Origin of the sequence: Mesorhizobium carmichaelinearum (assembly GCF_900199455.1) — a bacterium.
GTDB lineage: Bacteria > Pseudomonadota > Alphaproteobacteria > Rhizobiales > Rhizobiaceae > Mesorhizobium > Mesorhizobium carmichaelinearum.
In genome coordinates this window covers 117,597-137,808 of sequence record NZ_FZQR01000013.1, presented here as the reverse complement: position 1 = coordinate 137,808, position 20,212 = coordinate 117,597, and the positions used below count along the sequence as shown (strand labels likewise).

Below are 20,212 nucleotides of genomic sequence, written 5' to 3'. Positions count from 1 at the left end.
CAACGATGCAGAGCCAATCCATGCAGGCCAAATCCATGCAGGAGAGATTGATCGTTGGCCTCGACCTGCCGACCGTGCGGGAAGCCGAGCAGGCGGTGCGCGAACTTGACGGCGTCGTCTCCTTCTACAAGATCGGCTATCAACTGGCCTTTGCCGGCGGACTCGACTTTGCCAGGGAACTGGCCAGCGGCGGGACCAAGATCTTCCTCGACATGAAGCTGCTCGACATCGACCACACAGTGGCCAAGGGTGTCGAGAACATCGTCAAGATGGGCATGACCATGCTGACCATCCACGCCTATCCCAAGGCGATGCGGGCGGCGGTGGAGGCGGCCAGGGGCAGCGAGCTTTGCTTGCTCGCCGTCAGCGTGCTGACCTCGATGGACGAGCAGGACATGATCGATGTCGGCTATGAATATGATCCGCACACGCTGGTGCTCAGACGCTCGGAACAGGCGCTGCATGCCGGCATGGGCGGCATCGTCTGCTCAGCCGCCGAGGCCGAAGCGGTGCGCCGCATCGTCGGCCCCGACATGGCAGTGGTGACGCCCGGCATCCGGCCGGCCGGCAGCGACCATGGCGACCAGAAGCGTGTGGTGACGCCGGCGCAAGCGATCCGCAACGGCGCCAGCCATCTTGTGGTGGCCCGGCCGATCGTCGCGGCGGCCAACCGACGCGAGGCGGCCGTAGCCATTCTGGAAGAAATGCGCTCGGCCTAACGTGCCCGATACAAACTCGGAGAAGAACAATGCCCAAGGGATACTGGATCGCCCGCGTCGATGTGCGCGATGCCGAAGGCTACAAGGAGTATGTCGCCGCCGCCAAGCTCGCCTTCGATCGTTTCGATGTGAAATTCCTGGCACGCGGCGGCGAGCACGAGTTTGCCGAAGGGCAAGGCCGGGCCCGCAACGTCATCATCGAGTTCCCGTCGCTCACTGCTGCGCATGACTGCTACCACTCGCCGGAATATCAGCGCGCGGTCGCCATTCGCCAGAAGGTCGCCGACGGCGAGATCGTGCTGGTTGAAGGGACCTGAGGCGGGTCAACTGGGGCCGGCACTTCAGACGAAATCCTGCAGGTTCACGTCGCGCAGCTTGGCTCCGCCAAGCAGGGCGCCGACAAGCTGGTGCTTGAGGGCAAGGCACTGCGAGCGGGCAAGTTTCACGATGCCGGGGACGTCACTCTTTTCGCAGGCCTGCAGCAACTGCTTCTGCTGTTCGATGATCAGCGGCATGAAATCACGCGATTTGAAGCCGAGGTGGAGCGCCCGCTCCGACTGGTCGAGGATCTGGCTGAGCAGCTGTGCCAGCCGCAGATTGCCGGACAGCTCGGCGATCGCCAGCCGAAAGGCACGGTCGGCCGCCAGGAACGCAACCGGGCTGCGCAACGTCTCGGGCTTCAGCACCTTTCGGGCCGCCAGCCTGATCTCCTCCAGCCCGCGCTCGGTGATGCCAGTGGTGGCAACCCGGAACACTTCGGGCTCGATCAGGCTGCGCACATCGAAGATCTCGTTGACGTCGCGCAAGGTCAGCGTCGTGATGACATAGCCACGGCGCGGCTCGCTCCTGACCAGTCCTTCCTGCATGAGACGGGCAAGTGCCGAGCGGATCGTCGCCTTCTTGATGCCGTAGCGCGCCTCGATCTGCTTTTCGGTCAAGGCTTCACCGGGCGACAGGACACACGCGACGATATCGCTCTTCAGCTGCTCGTAGGCCTGTTCGCTGCGCAGCAGATCCGCCGTCGACAGCGCCGGTGTCGCGCCCGGGGACGCGGCGGATTTCGGTGGCATGGCTTTTGTCGACTTCATGCGTCTCTCGCTTCGCATCGGCCTTGACATTGGCCATCTTAGCTATTCTAACTGAGCATCTCAGTCAGGAGCTGTGGCATGCCTCTATCCGCCGACTCCCCTCTCTACCCCGCCATCACAGATATCGTCAACGCGGCGGCAGGCGCCCATCCCTTCGATGCGGTCAAGACCGTCTTGGGCGACTACACCAACCGCTTCCATGCGCTCGGCAGACTTGTCCATGAGGAGGATGAGGACGAGCTCTTGCTGCATGCCAGCCCGAAGCTGACGATCTACCACATCACGCTCTCGCCCGGGGTGCAGTATCCGCCGCACAACCATCTGATGGACGCCCTGATCGGCATCTATTGGGGCGACGAGACCAATTTCATCTACCCGCTCGCCGGCGAAAAGGTCGACGCGCCGGAGCGGCAGGATTTTTCGGCGCCCGCGCTGGTGCACATGTCCTCCAACACCATTCACTCGGTCGCCAATACCGGCAAGGCCCGCTCCGGCGCCCTGCATGTCTATCTCGGCGATCTGCCAGGCACCGAGCGCCAGCTGTGGAGCCTGGCCGACAGCCGGCCGGAGCCGTTCGACAACGCGAGGTACATGGCCGGGGCGCGACCCATCCAGCAATCGCAGGGATAGGCCGGAGCCGGCTAATGCTGTGTCGAGGGCTCGTCGCCGGCGAGCGCTTCGGCCTGATGGTGATGCCCGAGCGTTTCGTAGCCGACCACGCTGACGGCCGGCGCCAGCATCAGGATGACGAGGCAGAGCGCCATGTCGACGCCGGCAGACGCGGCGAGGACGGCAAGCGCCACGACCGCCGCCGTTGCGACCAGCAGCCAGATGTGGAACAGGTCGAAGCGCCTGACGAGATAGGTGTAGAGCGCGTAGATCGCCGCCAGGAAGACACCGACGGGGATTGCGGTGGCAAGCAGCGTCGCAAGCGGGCCGATATGCGCCTTGTGCTCGATGAAATAGGCGCCGACATGCAGGCCGGCGCCAGTCGCGACGATGGCGGTGACGATCAGCATCTGGCCATAGCCCCAGACGAAGGCGCGGTTGCGGTGGGCGTGCAGGATCGGCGCCGAAGGCAGAATGTAATAGACCCACCACATGCCGAAGGTGAGCCCGGTGCCGGCAATGCAGACCAGGGCCGCATCCACCGTCCAGCCCTGCTCCTCGACCACGGCGGACAGGCTCGCGAGCGTGCCGACAACGCCTTCCCCCAGCGCGATGATGGCGAACAGGCTGTAGCGCTCGGCCATATGGTGCGCATGCCATGGCGTGCCGCCATCCCAGCGTTCGGCAACCACCGGCCCCGCCAGCTCGATGAGGCCGAGGATGACGGCCAGTATGATGCTGGTGCCGACCGGGAAATCGACGACGATCTGCACCACCCAGCCGATCTGGGCGACCGCAATGGCCGTGACATAGGTCAGGCAGGCGCGGCGCCGGGCGGGGTCCTGTCTCGCGGCACGCAGCCACTGGAAGATCATGGCCACTCGCATGATCACATAGCCAAGCACCATCACCGAATTGTCGAGATGTTCGCCATGCTCGATGGAGGCGAACATGCGCGGCAGGCCGATCGCCAGCACCAGCACGCCGATCATCTGCACCATGGTGACGAGACGGAAAATCCAGTCGTCGGTGTCATAGGCCGAGGAGAACCAGGAGAAATTGATCCAGGCCCAGCAGATGGCGAAGCTGGCGAAGGCGAAACCGAGCAACGCGGCCATGTAGTGACCTTCGGCCAGCGCGTGGGCGAGCTGCGAAGAGGCAAAGCTGAATGCCGTGACGAAGGTCAGATCGAACAGCAGTTCGAGCGGGGTGGCGACGCGATGCCCTTCATGCGGATCGCGCCCGGCCATGCGCCTGACGTGATGGTGCAGGGAACCGACAGGCGTGGTGTTCATCGCGCGGCCTTCGCTGGGGTCGTCAGCCGACACTAGAGACAGGACAGTCAGCGTCAAGGCGGGCAGCCAGAACCGCGTCCGGCCAACCAGAGGTTTGCGATATACCGCCTAGCCGCGATGGCGCTGGCTGATCAGCCGGCTGGCGGCGGTTTCGGCCATGGCGTCGGCGAGGCTCAGGCCCCATTGCTGGCGGCAATAGGCGCGGAAATCGAAGCAGGGCAGGCCGGGACAGACCTCGAATTCGATCAGGTGGACTGTGTCGTCGGCCTCGACCCGCAGGTCGACGGAGAACACGTCACGCAGGCCAAGCCCGCTGATCAGTCGCTCGGTGATCGTCCTGATCCTGGCGTCGGCTCCCGGCTGGACGTCGGCGACGGCAACGAGCTCCGGTTCGGCATAAAGTCCCGCCGCCTTCGCCGCCTCGCCGGTTTCTCCATAGAGCGCCATGCTGTCCGCCATGGTCTGGAAATCGCCGCCTGAATCGACAAAGACGATGCCGAGCGCTTCGATGCCGGTTTGCGGCGTCAGCCCGAGGAAGCTGGCACGGACATTGCGGCCGGCGACATAGGGCTGCACCACGACATCGTCGCGATAGGCGGCAAACACGCGCCGGCTAAGCTCCAGCGCATGATCGAGATTGCTGCTGCGCGAATCCGGCCAGATACCGATCTTGGCGCCGAGCCGGTTGGGTTTGACGAACCAGCCGGCGGCGGAAGCCGGCGGCTCGACCAGCCATTTGCCGTCGCGGGCAAGGCCGGCCTGCGGCGCCGGCAGCCCGAGCGCGCCAAGCACGGCGCCGGAGCGGAACTTGTCCTGGCAGAGCGCGAACAGAGCATCATCGGCGCCGATCGTCCTCAATCCCTTGAGCCGGGCCAGCGCGGGCGCGGTGCCGCCACGGAAATAGGCGATGCCGTCGGACAGTGTCCAGACCAGCGTGTTCTCAGCGTCCGCATCCTCCAGCGCCCCGGCGGCATCGTCGAGCGCCACCGGCGCGAAGGCGAGACCGCGCGCTTCGCAGGCGGCGGCAAGTGCGGCGAAGTCGGGGGCTATATCCGTAGACTGCGCCAGGTAAGACGAGATTTCGGTGGCGCGCTGCGGCGGGAAGCCGTCTGATATCAGACGGTCGAAGCAAGCCTTTTCCGGCTCGTAGACAAGGATCAGCTTTGGCTTGTGGCTCGACATCAGATGAACGATTCCTGGCGATGCAATCGCCTACCATCGCACGGCCAATGCAAACGGCTTTCGCGAAACCGACGCAAGCCGGACGCCTGCGTGACAGCTAGAAGGTATGAGCAGCGCCGATCGCCCGGTTTGTTCAGGCGATCAGCACGCGCGGTTCGAACCGGCCATTGACGGGAATGTCGAGCAGGAAGGTCATGCCGCCTTGCAGGTCGAGCAGTCGCTGCTTCTCATTCTTGCCCGACCAGGCCGACGTGACCGCCAGACGATCGGCGTTCTTGCCGACGAAGGCCGGACAGGATGGCTGTGTCACCGGCATGGCGACCGTGCGGACGAGCTTGCCGTCGGGCCCATAGGCCTCGATGACACTGCCGCCCCAGACGGCATTCCACAGGATGCCGTCGCGGTCGAGCACCGAACCGTCGATATAGCCCTTGGCAGAACGGTGATCGACGAAGATCTTCGGCTCGCCTGCCGGCAGGCCGGTCGACGGGTCGCAGGCGACACGCATCAGCAATCCGGTCGAGGTGTCGGTATAATAGGCAAGCGCGCCGTCGGCGGAAAAGCAGATCGAATTGGAGACGGTGATATCCGAAAACAGGCGGCGCAGTTCGCCCCTAGAGAACCAGTAGATCGAGCCGGCGCCCTTTTCCTCGCCCTTGCCCATGGTCCCGACCCAGAAGGCACCGCAGGGATGGACGCGGGAATCGTTGGAGCGGGTGACAGGATTGTCGGCTTCGATCGGCGTGTGCAGCGTCATCTTGCCGGTCGCGACGTCGCGGACAAAAAGTCCGGTCTCGGTAGCAATCAGCTGCCGCTTGTCGTCGATGATGGCGATGGCGCTGGCCATCTGGCCGAGCTCATGGACCTTGGTCGCGCCGCCGGACAGCTGCTTCTCCAGAAGCTGGCCATTGACGATGTCGAACCAGAACAGCGCATCGGTGGCGGGATCGTAGCTCGGTCCTTCGCCGAGTTGGCAGACATGGTCGGAAAAAACCGAAACGATCGCTTCAATCATCATGCCTCTCCAAACACCGCATCCCAGGCTGCCACGGCGGCGTGCGCACGTGCCGCCACATCATCGACGCTCATGCCGGGCTTGAACAGGCTGGAGCCGAGGCCGAAGACCGTGACCCCGACCGCCTTGTAGCCGGCAAAATCCTTCTCCGAAACGCCGCCGACGGCGCCGACCAGGGTCTGCGCCGGCAGCACCGCCCGGATCGCCGAGATGCCGCCCGCGCCGAGCGCGCTCGCCGGAAAGAATTTCAGCGCCGAGGCGCCGAGCCGGATCGCCTGGAAGGCTTCGGTCGGCGTGAACACGCCGGGCATGGTGACCATGCCGTAACGCATGGCGCGCGCCATCACTTCGGCATCGATGTTGGGGCTGACCAGGAGCCGCCCGCCAGCCTTGTGCAGCCCGTCGACATCGGCCGCCGTCAGCACCGTGCCGGCACCGACCAGGGCTGACTTCGGCAGCACTTCGGCGATCCTGGCGATCGACGAGAAGGGCTCGGGTGAGTTGAGCGGCACTTCGATCGCCTCGATGCCGGCGTCGAACAAAGCCTGCCCCATGGCAATCGCTTCGGCGGGTTTCAGGCCGCGCAGGATGGCGACTAACCCACGCTTAAGTTTTGGGAAGGCTGCGGTCTGTGTCATTTGGCGGCTCCAATCATGCCGTTTTCACGCGCGGCTTCGATGAGACCAGCGCGCACCGCTTCATCCGCGTCGACGGTGCGAACGGCAAGCCCTGCGAGGTCGAGTGCGGCTTGGTAGAGCAAAGCCAGCGCGCCCGAGACGATCAGCACGACCGGCGCATCGCCGGCGCCATAGCGGCGCTTCGCCGAGGCGATCTCGCCGCCGATCAGAAGCCCGGACAGGCAGGCCGCCGCATCTTCCGACTTCAGGTCCTGCAGGAGCCCGGCAGCGCGGATGGCGAACAGCTTCGAGGTGACGTCGCCGCCCTCGCCAAGCGCCCGTTCGCACCATTGCCGGAAGAATGGGCTGTCACCCGTGACCGGCGCCGGATGCTCGCCAAGCGAATGCTTGAGGATGGAGTGCGCTGAAAGCACCGAGAACAATTCGCCGGTCGGCCAAGTGCCGAAGCCGGCTACAGCGCCGTCCTCGACCAGCACCCATTTCGAGTGAGTGCCCGGCATGCAGGCGAGATGCCGGCCCTTTGCCGGCAAACCCGCACCGGCAAGCTGCGTTTCCTCACCGCGCATGACATCCGGCGCGTCGGCCAGGCGCTGGGCGAGACCCGGCACGATGCGGATGTCGCGTTTCTGATCAGCCACCCGGGCGGCGCCGCCGAGGATGGCGCCGATCGGCGCCGGCACGGTCACATAGGGCGCCTCGATCCAGCCTTGGCGAGAGCCGGCCATGCCGCAGATGATGACGGGCAGCGCATCAGGCGCGCCCATGGCGGCCAAATGGCCTTCCAGCACGTTCGAGAACCCTTTTTCGCGCGCGGTGATCAGGCCGTCATCGCCGCGACGCTCGGCAAGCACGTTGCCGCTGCCGTCGATCAGCCAAGCCCGGAGCCGGGTCGTGCCCCAATCGAGTGCAGCGACCGCCGGCTCATTGCCGGCAAATTCTGGGCTCACAGAAAACCTCCGTCGACGATCAGCATTTGCGCCGTCAGCATGCGCGAGGCATCCGAGGCCAGGAACAGCACCGTGCCGACCATGTCGTCCGGGCGCATGATCTCCTTGATGCACTGCTTGGCGACATGGGCGGCAAGCGCTCCTTCGGTGACCCAGCGTTCCTGCTGCCGTTCGGTGATCACCCAGCCGGGCGCGACGGCGTTGACGCGGATGCGGTCGGGCCCGAGCTTGCCGGCCAGACCCTTGGTGAGGCCGAGAATGCCGGCCTTGGCCGCGGTGTAGGCCGGCATGTCGGGGTGGTTGATGAGGTAGGATGTCGAGGTGAAATTGATGATCGAGCCGCCGCCGGCCCGCTTCATGCCCGGCGCCACCGCCTGCGCAGTGAAGAAATGTGGTCTGAGGTTAATCGCCTGGTTGTTGTCCCAGAACTCCACCGTCACGTCCTCGACGGCGTGGCGCTCGTCCCAGGCGGCATTGTTGATCAGCACCGTGACATCGCCCTGCGCCTCGGCCGCTTTGGCCGCCGAGGCGCGCAGCGCATCGATGTCGCGCAGATCGGTCTTGAAGTAGAGCGGCCGGCGGCCGAATTCTTTCTCGATGCGGTCGGCAAGCAGCGTGCTCGGGCCCTCGGCGATATCGATGAAGGCGACATTGGCGCCCTGGCGCACAAAACCCTCGGTCAGCGCCGCGCCGATCCCGGAGCCACCACCGGTGATCAGCACCGAGGCTCCCCTAAGGTCGGCAAAATCCGCCGATGGCATCATATCGTTTCTCTCCGCGCATGAACGGCGCGCATCCTAGCCACGCAAGTCGCGCGGGCAAGGGCGAAACGTCGGATTTTCGGGCTTATGTCAGACAAAACGACAATGCGCCGCACTGGATGCGCGCGACAGCATTGGTGGAGTTGCCGGCGGCGGCGAAATCGCCGGTCAGATCGCCTTGGCGCGCAACGCGCCGCGGAAGGAATCGCGGAGATAGCCGAGCGTGGCGTCGGCATCGACCGGCTTGCCGAACAGATAGCCCTGGCCGCCGGCGCAGCCGAACTGGACCAGGCGATCGGCCTGCGCTTCCTCCTCGATGCCTTCGGCGACCACATCCATGCCCAACCCCTCGCACATGGCGAGAATGGCGCGGATGATGTGCTCGGACGGGCGGTCGTCGAGGATGGAGGAGACGAAGGCGCGGTCGATCTTGAGCTTGTCGAAATGGAATTCGCGCAGGCGCCCGAGCGAGGACTGGCCGGTGCCGAAATCGTCGAGCGAGACGCGGATGCCGACGCGGCGCAGATCCTCGACGATCTGCGCGGCCGAGGCCGGGTCGTTCATCAGGCCGGTCTCGGTGATCTCGATCTCCAGCCGGCGCGGATCGAAGCCGGTGCGGTCGAGGATCGCCAATATGTGCAGGCCGGTGTTCTGGTCGACGAGCTGCGAGGGCGACAGGTTGAAGGACAGGAACAGGTCGCTCGGCCAGCTCCTGGCCGCCTCGGTCGCCTTGCGCAGCACCAGCTGCGACAGCGGGCCGATGATGCCGCGTTCCTCGGCGATGGGGATGAAGACCGTCGGCGGCACCGCGCCGAGATCGCGATCGGTCCAGCGCGCCAGCGTCTCGAAGCCGATGGTGCGGCGCGTTGTGAGGTCGACGATCGGCTGGAAATGCGGCTCTACCTCGCCGGCGGAGACGGCGCGGCGCAGGGCCTGCTCGATGCGGGTGACGCGCTTGGCCGCCTCTTCCATCTCGCGGGTGTAGACGACGACCCGGCCACGGCCGGAGCGCTTGGCGTGGTAGAGCGCCGTTTCGGCCTTGTTGATGAGGATCTCGGTGGTCTCGTCGCCGGAATAGAACAGCGAGCAGCCGACCGAGGCCGACAGCCTGGCGGTGCGTTCGCCGACATCGTAGGGTGCCGACAGGATCTCGATCAGCATGCGGGATTTTTCCGCCGCCGCCTCCTCGGAGAACACCAGCGGATAGAGGAAGGCGAATTCGTCGGCGCCGATTCGGCAGACCGTGGAATGGCCGTCCATCGAGGCGCGCAGCCGCATGGCGACCTGGATCAGGATGTCGTCGCCGGCTTTGTGGCCGAACAGATCGTTGATCGGCTTGAAGCCGTCGAGGTCGAGAATGCCGACGGTGAAAGGTGCGGGATCGTCGGCACGGTCGCTGATCAGGCGATCGACCTTGTCGAAGAAGCGGCGATGGTTGCCAAGCCCGGTCAACGGATCGGTGAAGGCCAGATCCGTGCTTTCCCTGTTTGCCTGACCGGTGCCAAACGAAGTTTGCATCGGTGTCCCTGTTTGCGACGTCGGATTTCTTTCCAGACTGGCAGCAAACCCTTTAGGAAACGTATCCCCAAATCGATTATTCGCGGGTAAAGCGCATTGCCTCGGGGAAGGTCGATGCAATGGGCGTCAACCCCTTGTTTTCAGACAGATCTTCAGCCGTTTGGCCGGACACGATAGAGCTCGAGCGGGGCGCCGCGCGTCTCCGCCACCGGCTCCAGCCAGTCCGGCACGCTGCCGCGCATCAGCCCGGCCAGGAAGCCGTCCGGCGCCTTGGCCGCGAACAGCCGGCTTTCCGTGTTGCCGCGGCAGAGCGCGACAAGGCCGACATGATGGCTTTCGACTATGGCTTTGGCATCAGCGGCCGACCCCAGCAAGGCATCGAACACCAGCAGGTTTCCGGCGACGTTGCGGTGGTAGGGGCCGGCGAACACGCGATGGCCGGTAAAGGCGAGGATCGGCGAGCCAAGATTGGAGATGGCAAGCACCGTGGTGGGGGCCATCGCGCCAAGCGCCGCGAACGAAGCCTTGCTGTTGCAGGGCGCATCAATGCTGGTGTCCTTGGCAGGTGTGCCGGTTTCGAAAGCGTTCGATGCGGCTTGAGCGGCGCCCGACCAGATTGCATTGACCGAGATCAGCCAGGCCGCGGCCATCCTCAGCACCGAGCCGCTGGATGGGCTGGCCTCGGCGCGCTGCCGCCATTTGGCGATCCAGGCCGAAAGCGGGATCACCGCGAAGGCGATGGAGAAGGTCGAGCCGCGCACTTCCCAGGCGCTGACCAGGACCGCCACCACCAGCAGCGCGCCGACGAGGCTGTCCTGCCGCCGCCAGCAGCCATGGCTGAAGTGAAGCGCCATCAGCACGATCGCTACCAGCGGCGTGGCAAAGCGCGCCACGGCCCTTGCCGGGTCATCGGAGACGAGCTGGACGATCGACTGCGCCTCTTCGATATAGCCGAGCCACATCTGCTGCAGGCGCGGGTCGAGATGGGCATAGGGCGCCGCCAGGCATTGCGGGAACAGGAGCACAACGACGAGAGCGAGCGCGAGGGCTAGCAGGCCAAGCGAGATCAGGCGCCGGGCGACCGTGGCGTTGGCGACCCTCAAGGAGGCGATGACCGCCAAGCCGGCACCGCCAAGCCCGGTAACGGCGAACTGCACGACCGAGAATGTGTCGCACTGGGCCTGGCCCCAGGATGAGACCGGGACGGTGGTGACGAAGACGAGAGCCGAGACGCCGGCGACGCCGAGGCCGAAATCCCTGGCGATCAGCCTTTCGCCGTCACCCCTCGCGAAAAACAGCAGCGCGACGACGGCGCCGAGGGCTCCGGCATAGGGAGCGCTTTCCATGCCGATGGCAAGGGTTAGCGTGGCGCAGATGCCGGCGACAAAGGCAGCCGGCCGGTGCGTGGGCGCCTCCAGCAGCAGAACGAGGCTCGCCAGCGTCAACATCAGCTGGACATTGTGATGATCGAGCGCACCGGGGGAAAAGATACCGATATAGTACAAGGCCGCGCCACCGACGACGGCGGCGGGCAGCACCGCATGCGGGCCGGCTGAAGCGCGCGCGGCGCGGATGATGAAGAAGATGGCGAGAAAGAACTGCAGGGTGGGCCAGACTATCTGCACCACCTGTTCGGCCAGAGCGGTGCTGCCAGTCAGGGCCGAAACGGCAAGGATGGCAAGCGCCAGCGGCGCGTCGAGCAACCGCGACCAGTGCATGACGAAGCCGCCTTCCAGCCCCATCCTGTACTGATGCAGGTCGAACCAGCCCTGGCCGGCCATGAGGTCGCGGACTTCGACCAGTTGCAGCAGGCTGTCATTGTCGCCCGCAGGATTGGCCAGCTGCGCGAACCCGGCATAGGCATTGAGGCCCAGCAGCAGCAAGGCGGCAAGCAGCGCGAACGCGATATCGGACTTCCCCGTGGAAGTTGCCGTTGCTGTGCCCATCCCGATCGCCCCTGGCGGAATGCCGGGCCTTTCCAAGCCAATCGACACTCATGAAGTCGGCCTTAAACCTAGCCTTAACGGCTTCAATAAATAGTAAAACCGCCTGGACGAGGCCGGTTTCCGGCGCACGACCGTATGGTCGACAAGGCATTCGGAGACGAAAATGCCGCAAGAACCTGTCATCGCCGTCCTCCTGCCTTGCTACAATGAGGAGCTGACCATCGCCGAGGTGGTGCGGCGGTTCCGCGAGACGCTGCCGGCCGCCACGATCTATGTCTATGACAACAATTCGAAGGATCTGACGGCGCTCCGCGCCCGCGCGGCCGGCGCCATCGTCGTGCGCGAGCCGCGCCAGGGCAAGGGCAATGTGGTGCGGCGCATGTTCGCCGACATCGACGCAGACATCTATCTGATGGCCGATGGCGACGGCACCTATGCGCCCGAGGACGCGCCGCAGCTGATCAACACGCTGCTGACCGAGCGTAGCGACATGGTGGTGGGCACCAGGCGCGGCGTCACCGACGATGCCGGCCGGGCCGGCCATGCCTTCGGCAACCGTGTCTTCAACAGCCTCTACCAATGGCTGTTCGGCAGCGATTTCAGCGACATCTTCTCCGGCTACCGCGTCTTCACCCGGCGCTTCGTCAAGAGCTTTCCCGCCGTCTCCGGCGGCTTCGAGATCGAGACCGAAATGTCGGTGCACGCCTCGCAGCTCAAATTGCCGGTCAGCGAAATCGCGCTCGACTATGGCCGTCGCCCGGAAGGTTCGTCGTCGAAGCTGTCGACCTTCCGCGACGGCGCCAAGATTCTCTGGATGTTCGCCATGCTGATGAAGGAGACGCAGCCGCTGCGCTTCTTCGGCGCCTTTTCGCTGTTCTTTCTCGCCTCCAGCCTGTTCCTGATGGCGCCGGTGCTGGTCGAATTCGCCGAAACCGGCCTCGTGCCGCGTATGCCGACCTGGGTGCTGTCGGTCGGCCTGCTGCTCCTGTCGATGCTGGCGGCGGTGACCGGGCTGATCCTCGATTCCGTCTCGCGCGGGCGCGCCGAACAGAAGCGCATTTTCTACCTGTCCATGCCTTCCGGGCGTGTCGAGCGCAGCGCCACCGAGGTGGTGCGGAAGCCGCAACCGGGCAAGACCCGGCGCGCGGCCTGAACGATGCAACGCCTTGTCCGGTTTGTCTTCGCCGGCGGCATCGGTTTCGCCGCCGACGCGGCCGCGCTCTGGCTGCTGCTCGCCGTCACGCCGCTCGGGCCGTTCGTCGCCCGCATGCTGTCGATCGGCTTTGCGCTCTGCGCCACCTGGCAGATCAACCGGCATCTGACCTTCTCGCCCTCGCGCCGTGGAGTGGCAGAGGAGGGCGCCCGCTATGGCAGCGTCGGCATCGCCACCAGTGTCGTCAACTATCTCGTCTACTCGGCCATCCTGCTCGCTCTGCCGGCGGCACCGCCGCTCATAGCTCTCGCGATTGCCTCGCTGGCCGCCATGGCGCTGTCCTTCCTCGGCTATTCCAGGCTGGTCTTCGACCGTTAAAGCTCTGGCCCGATTGGCAGAAGGCGCGGCGACCCTTATATCGCTCTCGTCGACTGCGCCGGAGACCCGCCATGAAGCTGAAAATCGCCGTCCAGATGGACCATATCTCCACCGTGTCGATCGCCGGCGACACTTCGTTCGCGCTGTCGCTGGAAGCGCAGCGGCGCGGCCATCAGCTGTTCCACTACACGCCCGACCGGCTGTCGCTGCGCGACGGCAAGGTGTTTGCCCGCATCGAGGAGATGCAGGTGCGCGACGAGAAGGGCAACCACTATTCGCTGGGCGACAAGGTGCGCACGGACCTTTCGGAGATGGACGTCGTCCTGCTGCGCCAGGATCCGCCCTTCGACATGAATTACATCACCACCACGCACATCCTCGAACGCATCCATCCGAAGACGCTGGTCGTCAACGACCCGGCCTGGGTGCGCAACAGCCCGGAAAAGATCTTCGTCACCGAGTTTTCCGACCTGATGCCGGACACGCTGATCACCAAGGATCCGCAGGAGGTCGCCGCCTTCCGCAAGGAGTTCGGCGACATCATCGTCAAGCCGCTCTACGGCAATGGCGGCGCCGGCGTCTTCCATCTGCTCGAGGGCGACCGCAACCTTGCCTCGCTCTTGGAAATGTTCGGCCAGCTGTCCCGCGAGCCCTACATCGTACAGCGTTACCTCAAGGATGTGCGCAAGGGCGACAAGCGCATCATCCTGATCGACGGCGAGCCGGTCGGCGCCATCAACCGGGTGCCGGCCGAGCACGATTCCCGCTCCAACATGCATGTCGGCGGCCGTGCCGAGAAGACCGAGCTGACGACACGCGAGCGCGAGATCTGCGCCCGCATCGGGCCATCGCTGAAGGCACGCGGCTTCATCCTGGTCGGCATCGACGTCATCGGCGACTACATGACCGAGATCAATGTTACGTCGCCAACCGGCGTGCGCGAGGTGCAGCGTTTTGGCGGCGCCGACATTGCCAGGCTGTTCTGGGACGCGGTCGAGGGCAAGCGCAAGTAAGCCGTTTTCAGTTCGTATTAACCATGTTCCGCTTTTGCAACCAGGCACAATTCGGCTGCAACCCCTGCGATTGAATGTTCTTGTAATGTTCTTGATTTGACCGACGAAGTGTGATTGTCTTCTGCGACGGCCATTCTAGGCCAATCGCATGGGTTGCGGCCCATATCCGGGGTGGGACAATGGTGGCGCGGGTTCGCACGGTCGCTTTCCAGGGCATCGAGGCCGTGCCGGTCGACGTGCAGGTGATGATCGCGCCCGGCAAGGTCGGCATGCAGATCGTCGGCCTGGCCGACAAGGCGGTGGCCGAGAGCCGCGAACGCGTGCAGGCGGCGCTCCATGCGTCGGGCCTGTCGATGCCGTCGAAGAAGGTGACGGTCAATCTGGCGCCCGCCGACCTGCCCAAGGAAGGCAGCCATTACGATCTGCCGATCGCGCTTGGCCTGATGGCCGCCCTTGGCGCCATTCCGGGCGACATGCTGGCCGGCTATGTCGTGCTTGGCGAATTGTCGCTCGACGGCACCATTGCCGCCGTCGCCGGTGCCTTGCCGGCGGCGATCGGCGCCAATGCCGAGGGCAAGGGCCTGATCTGCCCATTCGCCTGCGGCCCGGAAGCGGCCTGGGCCGGCAAGGACTTCGACATATTGGCGCCGCGCAGCCTGATCGCCATCGCCAATCACTTCCGTGGCACGCAGGTGCTGTCGCGCCCCGAAGCCGGGATCCACGCCGCGGCGCGTGACCTGCCGGACCTCGCCGACATCAAGGGCCAGGAGACAGCCAAGCGGGCGCTGGAAGTGGCGGCGGCCGGCGGCCACAATCTGCTGATGGTCGGCCCGCCAGGTTCCGGAAAATCCATGCTGGCGCAGCGGCTGCCGTCGATCCTGCCGCCGCTGGCGCCGAAGGAATTGCTCGAAGTCTCGATGATCGCTTCGGTGGCGGGCGAGCTCGGCGAAGGCAAGTTGACCGACCGGCGCCCGTTCCGCGCCCCGCACCATTCGGCCTCGATGGCGGCGATGGTCGGCGGCGGGTTGCGCGCGCGGCCGGGCGAAGTGTCGTTGGCGCATCACGGCGTGCTGTTCCTCGACGAATTCCCCGAATTCACGCCGCAGACGCTTGATGCACTGCGCCAGCCGCTGGAGACCGGCGACTGCATGATCGCGCGCGCCAACCACCGCGTCACCTATCCGGCGCGCATCCAGCTGGTGGCGGCGATGAACCCGTGCCGCTGCGGCATGGCCGGCGAACCGGGCTATCGCTGCCTGCGCGGCGAACGCTGCCGCACCGACTACCAGGCGCGCATTTCCGGTCCGCTGCTCGACCGCATCGATCTCAGGATCGAAGTGCCCGCCGTCTCGGCCAGCGACCTGATCCGGCCCGACCGGGCGGAGAAGAGTGCCGCCGTGGCACTGCGCGTGGCCCGCGCCCGCACCTTGCAGCGCGAACGTTTCGAGCGGCTCGGTGTGACCAGCGCCACCACCAACGCCCATTGCGCACCAGCGGTCATCGAAGACATCGCCATGCCCGACACATCAGGCCTGTCGCTGCTCAAGGACGCCAGCGAAAAGCTCGCCTTTTCGGCGCGCGCCTACCACCGCGTCCTGAAAGTGGCGCGCACGCTGGCCGATCTCGATGCCAGCGAAACCGTTGGCCGCATCCATCTGGCCGAAGCGATCTCCTACCGCATGAGTTCGGAGCGCGTAGCGCAGGCGGCATAGGCGAAGGGCATTTGCGGCTACGCCCGGTTCGTTTCTCCGGAGCGATCCTCTTTTGCCCGGATCAATCGGTCGCGGGGATCAGCTTCTGAAGCGTCGGCGTCAGGATCATGCCGAAGGTCAAGACATCGCCATAAGCTCGCGCCGAAAGCATTGCGCCATGCACGGTCGCCATGAAGGCTTCCGCCTCGACGCGTGGCGAAGCGGAGATTGCCAGCGTGCCTGTCTCCGCGCCGCGGTCAATGACGCCGGTCAGCCATTTCGAGAGAAACTGAAAATACGCCCGCACTTCCACGGCAACCTCCGGCGGGAGGGCCGGCAGTTCACTGGCAAGCAGCGCGCAGACGCAGAACGGCATGCTCGCGTCCTCGATGCATCGGGCCCAGATGCCGGCATAGGTTCGCAGCAACTCAGGCGGCTCGGGGACATTGCGCTCGAGCCCTCCCAGGCCCGTGATCGCCTCCTCGAGGTAGCGTTTGAGCAAGGTCCGCACGAGGTCGACCTTGCTGGGGAAGTGGTGATGGATGCTGGCTTTGCGGATGCCGATCACTTCGGCGATATCGGCGTAGCTGAAACCATTGTATCCGCCGGCGATGATGAAGGTTCGCGCGGCGGCCAGTATCTCATCGGCAGTGTTCGAAGGCTTGCTCATGACTTGCTCCGGCAGAGGGGCCCTCTGTGCTTAGAACGTTTCACCGTTTCATGGAAACGGCGAACCGCTCTAACTCCTTGTTTTGACGCAATCTCGGACGGAGGCTACGGCGAAGTCGCCGAGCCCAACCGTTCGCACTTTTCCTGGAATTAAGTCTTTGTTTCTATGCATGTCGTTGCCTCAAAACCGGGGCCACTTTTGAGCGACATGCATTAGCTTGCGACGCGCGGCGACTTGCGAAGGACGTCGCTGACCGACAGCCATATGGCAGACACGAGGAAGTAGAAGGCGCCGAACGCGGCATAGGGCGCAACATTGGCGATGCCGATGTTCTCCGTACCGCCGGCCATCTTGACGAAGAAGAGACCTGCCAGCGCCGATTGGGCGCCGCTCAGGATCATCGGCCATTGCGCACCGTTGGTTTTCCAGCGCCGCGCCGCCGTCAGGAGCTGAAGCACACCCGAGACAACGGCCCAGACGCCATAGACCGAAAGCACCGCGTTCATGCTCTGACCGAGTGCGATGGCGACCGCAATTGTGGCGACGATGCTGACGGCGAAATTCAGCAATTGCGACTTGTTGCGGCTAAGTCCGCCCGTGCGCTGTGCGTCGATATAGTTCGCCAGCGCGTCCCATGCAGGGTAGGCCACCAACATGGCCGCAGCGAGCGGCGGGCTGCTTTTCGCGACGGTGAAAGCCGCCGCAACCCAGGCTGCCGATACGGCAAAGCGCAGATAATAATAGGTTTTGAGCCAACCGTTCGATGACGGAGCGCTGTTCTGATCATTCATTTGTCCAGGCATGACGGGACCTCTTGTTTCAACTACCTACCAACTAGTAGGTAGAACCTCGATCGTCAAGACGCCTAGAACCGATCTCCGATCACCTCGACATCTCATTTATGTGATCCGGCGCTTGATCTCGTGACGCCAGTTCGCTGTCTAACCAATCGTAGCGCCGCCCTCATCCGCCTGCCGGCACCTTCTCCCCGTATAGTGACGGGGAGAAGGGAGCTACTGCGCCCTCGGCGCTCTTCTTGCGACGTTGGTGAATGGCGAAATCGGCGATAGCAGCATCTTTCTCCCCGTCACTATACGGGGAGTTGAGGAGCGGTCCGCGAAGCGGACGAAAAGCCAATTGCTTGGCTTTTCGAGTGACGAACGCCCGGCAGGGCAATGAGGGGCAGCACGGATCGACGAGACTTAATCGACCCGTTGCATCAGGTCATTTCAAACGCAGATCCGCTTAACCCTGCTTCGCCTTCAATTCCAGCCGCCGCGCATGCAGCACCGGCTCGGTGTAGCCATTGGGCTGGCTGGTGCCCTTGAACACCAGGTCGCAGGCGGCTTGGAAGGCGATGGAACTGTCGAAATCCGGCGCCATCGGCTGGTAGAGCGGGTCGCCGACATTCTGGCGGTCGACGATGGCGGCCATGCGCTGAAGGGAATCGCGCACCTGGATTTCCGAGCACACTTTGTGGCGTAGCCAGTTGGCGATGTGCTGCGAGGAGATGCGCAGCGTGGCGCGATCTTCCATCAGGCCGACATCGTTGATGTCGGGCACTTTCGAGCAGCCGACGCCCTGGTCGATCCAGCGCACGACGTAGCCCAGAATGCCTTGCGAATTGTTGTCGAGCTCGCGCTGGATCTCGTCCGGCGTCCAGTTCGGCCGCACCGCCACCGGCACCGACAATATGTCGTCGAGTTTCGCCTTGGGCCGGCTCTTCAGCGCCACTTGGACGGCATGCACATCGACCTTGTGATAGTGGGTGGCGTGCAGGGTCGCCGCCGTCGGCGACGGCACCCAGGCGGTGTTGGCGCCGGCCTTGGGGTGGGCAATCTTCTGTTCCAGCATCGCCGCCATCAAATCCGGCATCGCCCACATGCCCTTGCCGATCTGGGCGTGGCCGGCCAGCCCGCATTCGAGCCCCGTGTCGACATTCCACGCCTCATAGGCGGAAATCCAGGCGGCCTGCTTCATGTCGCCCTTGCGGATCATCGGGCCGGCTTCCATCGAGGTGTGGATCTCGTCGCCGGTGCGGTCGAGGAAGCCGGTGTTGATGAACACCACGCGCTCGCGTGCCGCGCGGATCGCTTCCTTGAGGTTGACGGTGGTGCGCCGCTCCTCGTCCATGATGCCCATCTTGATGGTGTTTTTGGCCATGCCGAGCAGGGCTTCGACGCGATCAAAAATCTCGACGGCGAAGGCGACTTCCTCCGGCCCGTGCATCTTCGGCTTCACGACATACATCGAGCCGGCGCGGGAATTGGCGCGGCGGCCCTTGGGCCCGACATCGTGCAGCGCGATCAGCGCCGTCAGCGCGGCGTCCATGATGCCTTCCGGAACCTCATTGCCGTCGCGGTCCAGGATCGCCGGATTGGTCATCAGGTGGCCGACATTCCTGACCAGCATCAGCGAACGGCCGGGCACGGTGAGCTGGCCGCCGGCGGGCGCGGTGTAGACGCGGTCGGGATTGAGCTTGCGGACGAAGCTCTTGCCGCCCTTGACGATCTCTTCGGCGAGGTCGCCCTTCATCAGGCCGAGCCAGTTGCGGTAGACGACGACCTTGTCCTCAGCATCCACCGCCGCGACCGAATCCTCGCAGTCCTGGATGGTGGTCAGCGCCGATTCCAGGATGACGTCGGCAATGCCTGCCGGGTCGGTGCGGCCGATCTGGTTGGCGCGGTCGATGACGATCTCGATATGCAGCCCGTTTTTCACCAGCAGCACGGCATCGGGGTTGGCGGCATCGCCGCGATAGCCGACGAATTGCCTGGGATCGGCCAGCGTGGTGCCGCCGGCGCCGGCGCCGAGCTTCAGCGCGCCATGCGCCACCGAAAGGCCGTTCACCCCGGCCCATTTGCCCGAGGTCAGCGGTGCGGCCTCGTCGAGGAAACCCTTCGTCCACGCCACGACCTTGGCGCCACGTGCCGGATTGAAGCTCTTGCCCTTTTCCGCGCCGCCGGCCTCGGGGATGGCATCTGTGCCGTAGAGCGCGTCGTAAAGCGAGCCCCAGCGCGCATTGGCGGCATTGAGCGCGTAGCGCGCATTCATCACCGGCACGACCAGCTGCGGTCCGGCAACGACAGCGATTTCCGGATCGACATTCTGCGTCGACACGCTGAAGGCCGGCCCCTCGGGGACGAGATAGCCGATCTCCTTGAGGAAGCCCTTGTAGGCCTCCATGTCGATCGGCGCGCCATTGTCGCGATACCAGCCGTCGAGCTTTTCCTGCATGGCGTCGCGTTTTTTGAGCAGCGCCCGGTTCTTCGGCGCGAGGTCGTGGACGATGGCGGAGAAGCCGTTCCAGAACGCATCGGCGGCAATGCCGGTACCGGGCAAAGCCTCGCCAGCCACAAAATCATGCAGCTCGCGGGCAATCCGCAATCCGGCGATCTCGATGCGATCGGTCATAAGCTTGTCTCCAGACGAAAGGCTCGGGCGGGCCTTTGGCATGTCGGGTTTGCAGGGTCAATTCGGCTTAAGGTGAAGGGGACATTTAGGCAAGGATGGCGAAGCGCCGATCTCCCCCCTCGAGGGGGAGATGGCCGGCAGGCCAGAGGGGGTCGCCGGACATAAGGCGCCAGCC

Annotated in this window: 19 protein-coding genes; 7 read left to right on the top strand and 12 right to left on the bottom strand. The window is 64.8% G+C overall.

The window, feature by feature from the left end; all coding sequences use genetic code 11:
* The first annotated feature begins 5 nt into the window (after positions 1-5).
* Complete coding sequence (pyrF, locus tag CKW40_RS27300) at positions 6-719, top strand: orotidine-5'-phosphate decarboxylase (RefSeq protein WP_179298133.1); 714 nt, start codon at positions 6-8, stop codon at positions 717-719.
* Positions 720-748: 29 nt separating this feature from the next.
* Positions 749-1,036, top strand: coding sequence for a DUF1330 domain-containing protein (locus CKW40_RS27295; RefSeq protein WP_095202930.1), 288 nt, complete (start codon positions 749-751; stop codon positions 1,034-1,036).
* Between the two features lie 24 nt (positions 1,037-1,060).
* Here CKW40_RS27295 and CKW40_RS27290 read toward each other — a convergent pair whose 3' ends face one another.
* Positions 1,061-1,807: a GntR family transcriptional regulator gene (locus tag CKW40_RS27290; RefSeq protein ID WP_095202929.1), complete on the bottom strand. Its 747-nt coding sequence runs from the start codon at positions 1,805-1,807 to the stop codon at positions 1,061-1,063.
* A gap of 78 nt (positions 1,808-1,885) precedes the next feature.
* Between CKW40_RS27290 and CKW40_RS27285 the strand changes: the two genes are divergently transcribed.
* A complete protein-coding gene (locus CKW40_RS27285) occupies positions 1,886-2,437 on the top strand; it encodes an autotransporter (protein WP_095202928.1) in 552 nt (183 codons plus the stop codon).
* Between the two features lie 11 nt (positions 2,438-2,448).
* Here CKW40_RS27285 and CKW40_RS27280 read toward each other — a convergent pair whose 3' ends face one another.
* The 8 genes from CKW40_RS27280 to CKW40_RS27245 all read right to left on the bottom strand — a co-directional run bounded on the left by CKW40_RS27280 (position 2,449) and on the right by CKW40_RS27245 (position 11,718).
* Positions 2,449-3,768, bottom strand: coding sequence for a low temperature requirement protein A (locus CKW40_RS27280; protein WP_244571302.1), 1,320 nt, complete (start codon positions 3,766-3,768; stop codon positions 2,449-2,451).
* A 51-nt stretch (positions 3,769-3,819) separates the two neighbouring features.
* Positions 3,820-4,893, bottom strand: a complete 1,074-nt coding sequence (locus CKW40_RS27275; protein WP_095202927.1) for a D-alanine--D-alanine ligase family protein — start codon at positions 4,891-4,893, stop codon at positions 3,820-3,822.
* Positions 4,894-5,026: 133 nt separating this feature from the next.
* On the bottom strand, positions 5,027-5,908 hold the full coding sequence (locus CKW40_RS27270) for an SMP-30/gluconolactonase/LRE family protein (protein WP_095203005.1): 882 nt from the start codon (positions 5,906-5,908) through the stop codon (positions 5,027-5,029).
* Complete coding sequence (locus CKW40_RS27265; RefSeq protein WP_095202926.1) at positions 5,908-6,546, bottom strand: 2-dehydro-3-deoxy-6-phosphogalactonate aldolase; 639 nt, start codon at positions 6,544-6,546, stop codon at positions 5,908-5,910. Before CKW40_RS27265 ends, CKW40_RS27270 begins: the two co-directional genes overlap by 1 nt.
* Positions 6,543-7,493 carry a 2-dehydro-3-deoxygalactonokinase gene (locus tag CKW40_RS27260; RefSeq protein ID WP_095202925.1) on the bottom strand — a complete coding sequence of 317 codons (951 nt, stop codon included), beginning with the start codon at positions 7,491-7,493 and terminating at the stop codon, positions 6,543-6,545. Before CKW40_RS27260 ends, CKW40_RS27265 begins: the two co-directional genes overlap by 4 nt.
* Positions 7,490-8,257: an SDR family NAD(P)-dependent oxidoreductase gene (locus tag CKW40_RS27255; RefSeq protein ID WP_095202924.1), complete on the bottom strand. Its 768-nt coding sequence runs from the start codon at positions 8,255-8,257 to the stop codon at positions 7,490-7,492. The genes CKW40_RS27260 and CKW40_RS27255 overlap by 4 nt, the downstream gene beginning before the upstream one ends.
* 165 nt (positions 8,258-8,422) lie before the next feature.
* The gene (locus tag CKW40_RS27250) at positions 8,423-9,772 is read right to left on the bottom strand and encodes a putative bifunctional diguanylate cyclase/phosphodiesterase (RefSeq protein WP_095202923.1); all 1,350 of its coding nucleotides are present in this window, start codon (positions 9,770-9,772) and stop codon (positions 8,423-8,425) included.
* A gap of 152 nt (positions 9,773-9,924) precedes the next feature.
* Positions 9,925-11,718 carry a polysaccharide biosynthesis protein GtrA gene (locus tag CKW40_RS27245; protein ID WP_095202922.1) on the bottom strand — a complete coding sequence of 598 codons (1,794 nt, stop codon included), beginning with the start codon at positions 11,716-11,718 and terminating at the stop codon, positions 9,925-9,927.
* Between the two features lie 163 nt (positions 11,719-11,881).
* On the opposite strand from CKW40_RS27245, the gene CKW40_RS27240 reads away from it, so the two are divergent.
* From CKW40_RS27240 to CKW40_RS27225, 4 genes are all read left to right on the top strand, one after another.
* Complete coding sequence (locus tag CKW40_RS27240; protein WP_095202921.1) at positions 11,882-12,871, top strand: glycosyltransferase; 990 nt, start codon at positions 11,882-11,884, stop codon at positions 12,869-12,871.
* 3 nt (positions 12,872-12,874) lie between these two features.
* Positions 12,875-13,249 (top strand): GtrA family protein, encoded by a 375-nt coding sequence (locus CKW40_RS27235; RefSeq protein WP_095202920.1) that lies wholly within the window; start codon positions 12,875-12,877, stop codon positions 13,247-13,249.
* Between the two features lie 71 nt (positions 13,250-13,320).
* A complete protein-coding gene (gene gshB, locus CKW40_RS27230; RefSeq protein WP_095202919.1) occupies positions 13,321-14,262 on the top strand; it encodes a glutathione synthase in 942 nt (313 codons plus the stop codon).
* Between the two features lie 179 nt (positions 14,263-14,441).
* Positions 14,442-15,974, top strand: coding sequence for a YifB family Mg chelatase-like AAA ATPase (locus CKW40_RS27225; RefSeq protein WP_095202918.1), 1,533 nt, complete (start codon positions 14,442-14,444; stop codon positions 15,972-15,974).
* Between the two features lie 61 nt (positions 15,975-16,035).
* Here the strand turns inward: CKW40_RS27225 and CKW40_RS27220 are convergent, their stop codons facing one another.
* The 3 genes from CKW40_RS27220 to CKW40_RS27205 form a co-directional block, all read right to left on the bottom strand.
* Positions 16,036-16,623: a TetR/AcrR family transcriptional regulator gene (locus CKW40_RS27220; protein ID WP_095202917.1), complete on the bottom strand. Its 588-nt coding sequence runs from the start codon at positions 16,621-16,623 to the stop codon at positions 16,036-16,038.
* 212 nt (positions 16,624-16,835) lie between these two features.
* On the bottom strand, positions 16,836-17,426 hold the full coding sequence (locus CKW40_RS27210; RefSeq protein ID WP_095202916.1) for a DUF308 domain-containing protein: 591 nt from the start codon (positions 17,424-17,426) through the stop codon (positions 16,836-16,838).
* A gap of 442 nt (positions 17,427-17,868) precedes the next feature.
* Positions 17,869-20,037: a malate synthase G gene (locus CKW40_RS27205; RefSeq protein WP_095202915.1), complete on the bottom strand. Its 2,169-nt coding sequence runs from the start codon at positions 20,035-20,037 to the stop codon at positions 17,869-17,871.
* Positions 20,038-20,212 lie beyond the last annotated feature (175 nt).

What these genes read in the sequence shown, in the direction of transcription:
- gshB (WP_095202919.1), top strand. Translation starts at nt 13,321, where the DNA reads ATGAAGCTGAAAATCGCCGTCCAGATGGACCATATCTCCACCGTGTCG.
- CKW40_RS27240 (WP_095202921.1), top strand. Translation starts at nt 11,882, where the DNA reads ATGCCGCAAGAACCTGTCATCGCCGTCCTCCTGCCTTGCTACAATGAG.
- CKW40_RS27220 (WP_095202917.1), bottom strand. Translation starts at nt 16,623, where the DNA reads ATGAGCAAGCCTTCGAACACTGCCGATGAGATACTGGCCGCCGCGCGA.
- pyrF (WP_179298133.1), top strand. Translation starts at nt 6, where the DNA reads ATGCAGAGCCAATCCATGCAGGCCAAATCCATGCAGGAGAGATTGATC.
- CKW40_RS27235 (WP_095202920.1), top strand. Translation starts at nt 12,875, where the DNA reads ATGCAACGCCTTGTCCGGTTTGTCTTCGCCGGCGGCATCGGTTTCGCC.
- CKW40_RS27265 (WP_095202926.1), bottom strand. Translation starts at nt 6,546, where the DNA reads ATGACACAGACCGCAGCCTTCCCAAAACTTAAGCGTGGGTTAGTCGCC.
- CKW40_RS27210 (WP_095202916.1), bottom strand. Translation starts at nt 17,426, where the DNA reads ATGCCTGGACAAATGAATGATCAGAACAGCGCTCCGTCATCGAACGGT.
- CKW40_RS27250 (WP_095202923.1), bottom strand. Translation starts at nt 9,772, where the DNA reads ATGCAAACTTCGTTTGGCACCGGTCAGGCAAACAGGGAAAGCACGGAT.
- CKW40_RS27295 (WP_095202930.1), top strand. Translation starts at nt 749, where the DNA reads ATGCCCAAGGGATACTGGATCGCCCGCGTCGATGTGCGCGATGCCGAA.
- CKW40_RS27270 (WP_095203005.1), bottom strand. Translation starts at nt 5,908, where the DNA reads ATGATTGAAGCGATCGTTTCGGTTTTTTCCGACCATGTCTGCCAACTC.
- CKW40_RS27290 (WP_095202929.1), bottom strand. Translation starts at nt 1,807, where the DNA reads ATGAAGTCGACAAAAGCCATGCCACCGAAATCCGCCGCGTCCCCGGGC.
- CKW40_RS27205 (WP_095202915.1), bottom strand. Translation starts at nt 20,037, where the DNA reads ATGACCGATCGCATCGAGATCGCCGGATTGCGGATTGCCCGCGAGCTG.
- CKW40_RS27225 (WP_095202918.1), top strand. Translation starts at nt 14,442, where the DNA reads ATGGTGGCGCGGGTTCGCACGGTCGCTTTCCAGGGCATCGAGGCCGTG.
- CKW40_RS27285 (WP_095202928.1), top strand. Translation starts at nt 1,886, where the DNA reads ATGCCTCTATCCGCCGACTCCCCTCTCTACCCCGCCATCACAGATATC.
- CKW40_RS27275 (WP_095202927.1), bottom strand. Translation starts at nt 4,893, where the DNA reads ATGTCGAGCCACAAGCCAAAGCTGATCCTTGTCTACGAGCCGGAAAAG.
- CKW40_RS27255 (WP_095202924.1), bottom strand. Translation starts at nt 8,257, where the DNA reads ATGATGCCATCGGCGGATTTTGCCGACCTTAGGGGAGCCTCGGTGCTG.
- CKW40_RS27245 (WP_095202922.1), bottom strand. Translation starts at nt 11,718, where the DNA reads ATGGGCACAGCAACGGCAACTTCCACGGGGAAGTCCGATATCGCGTTC.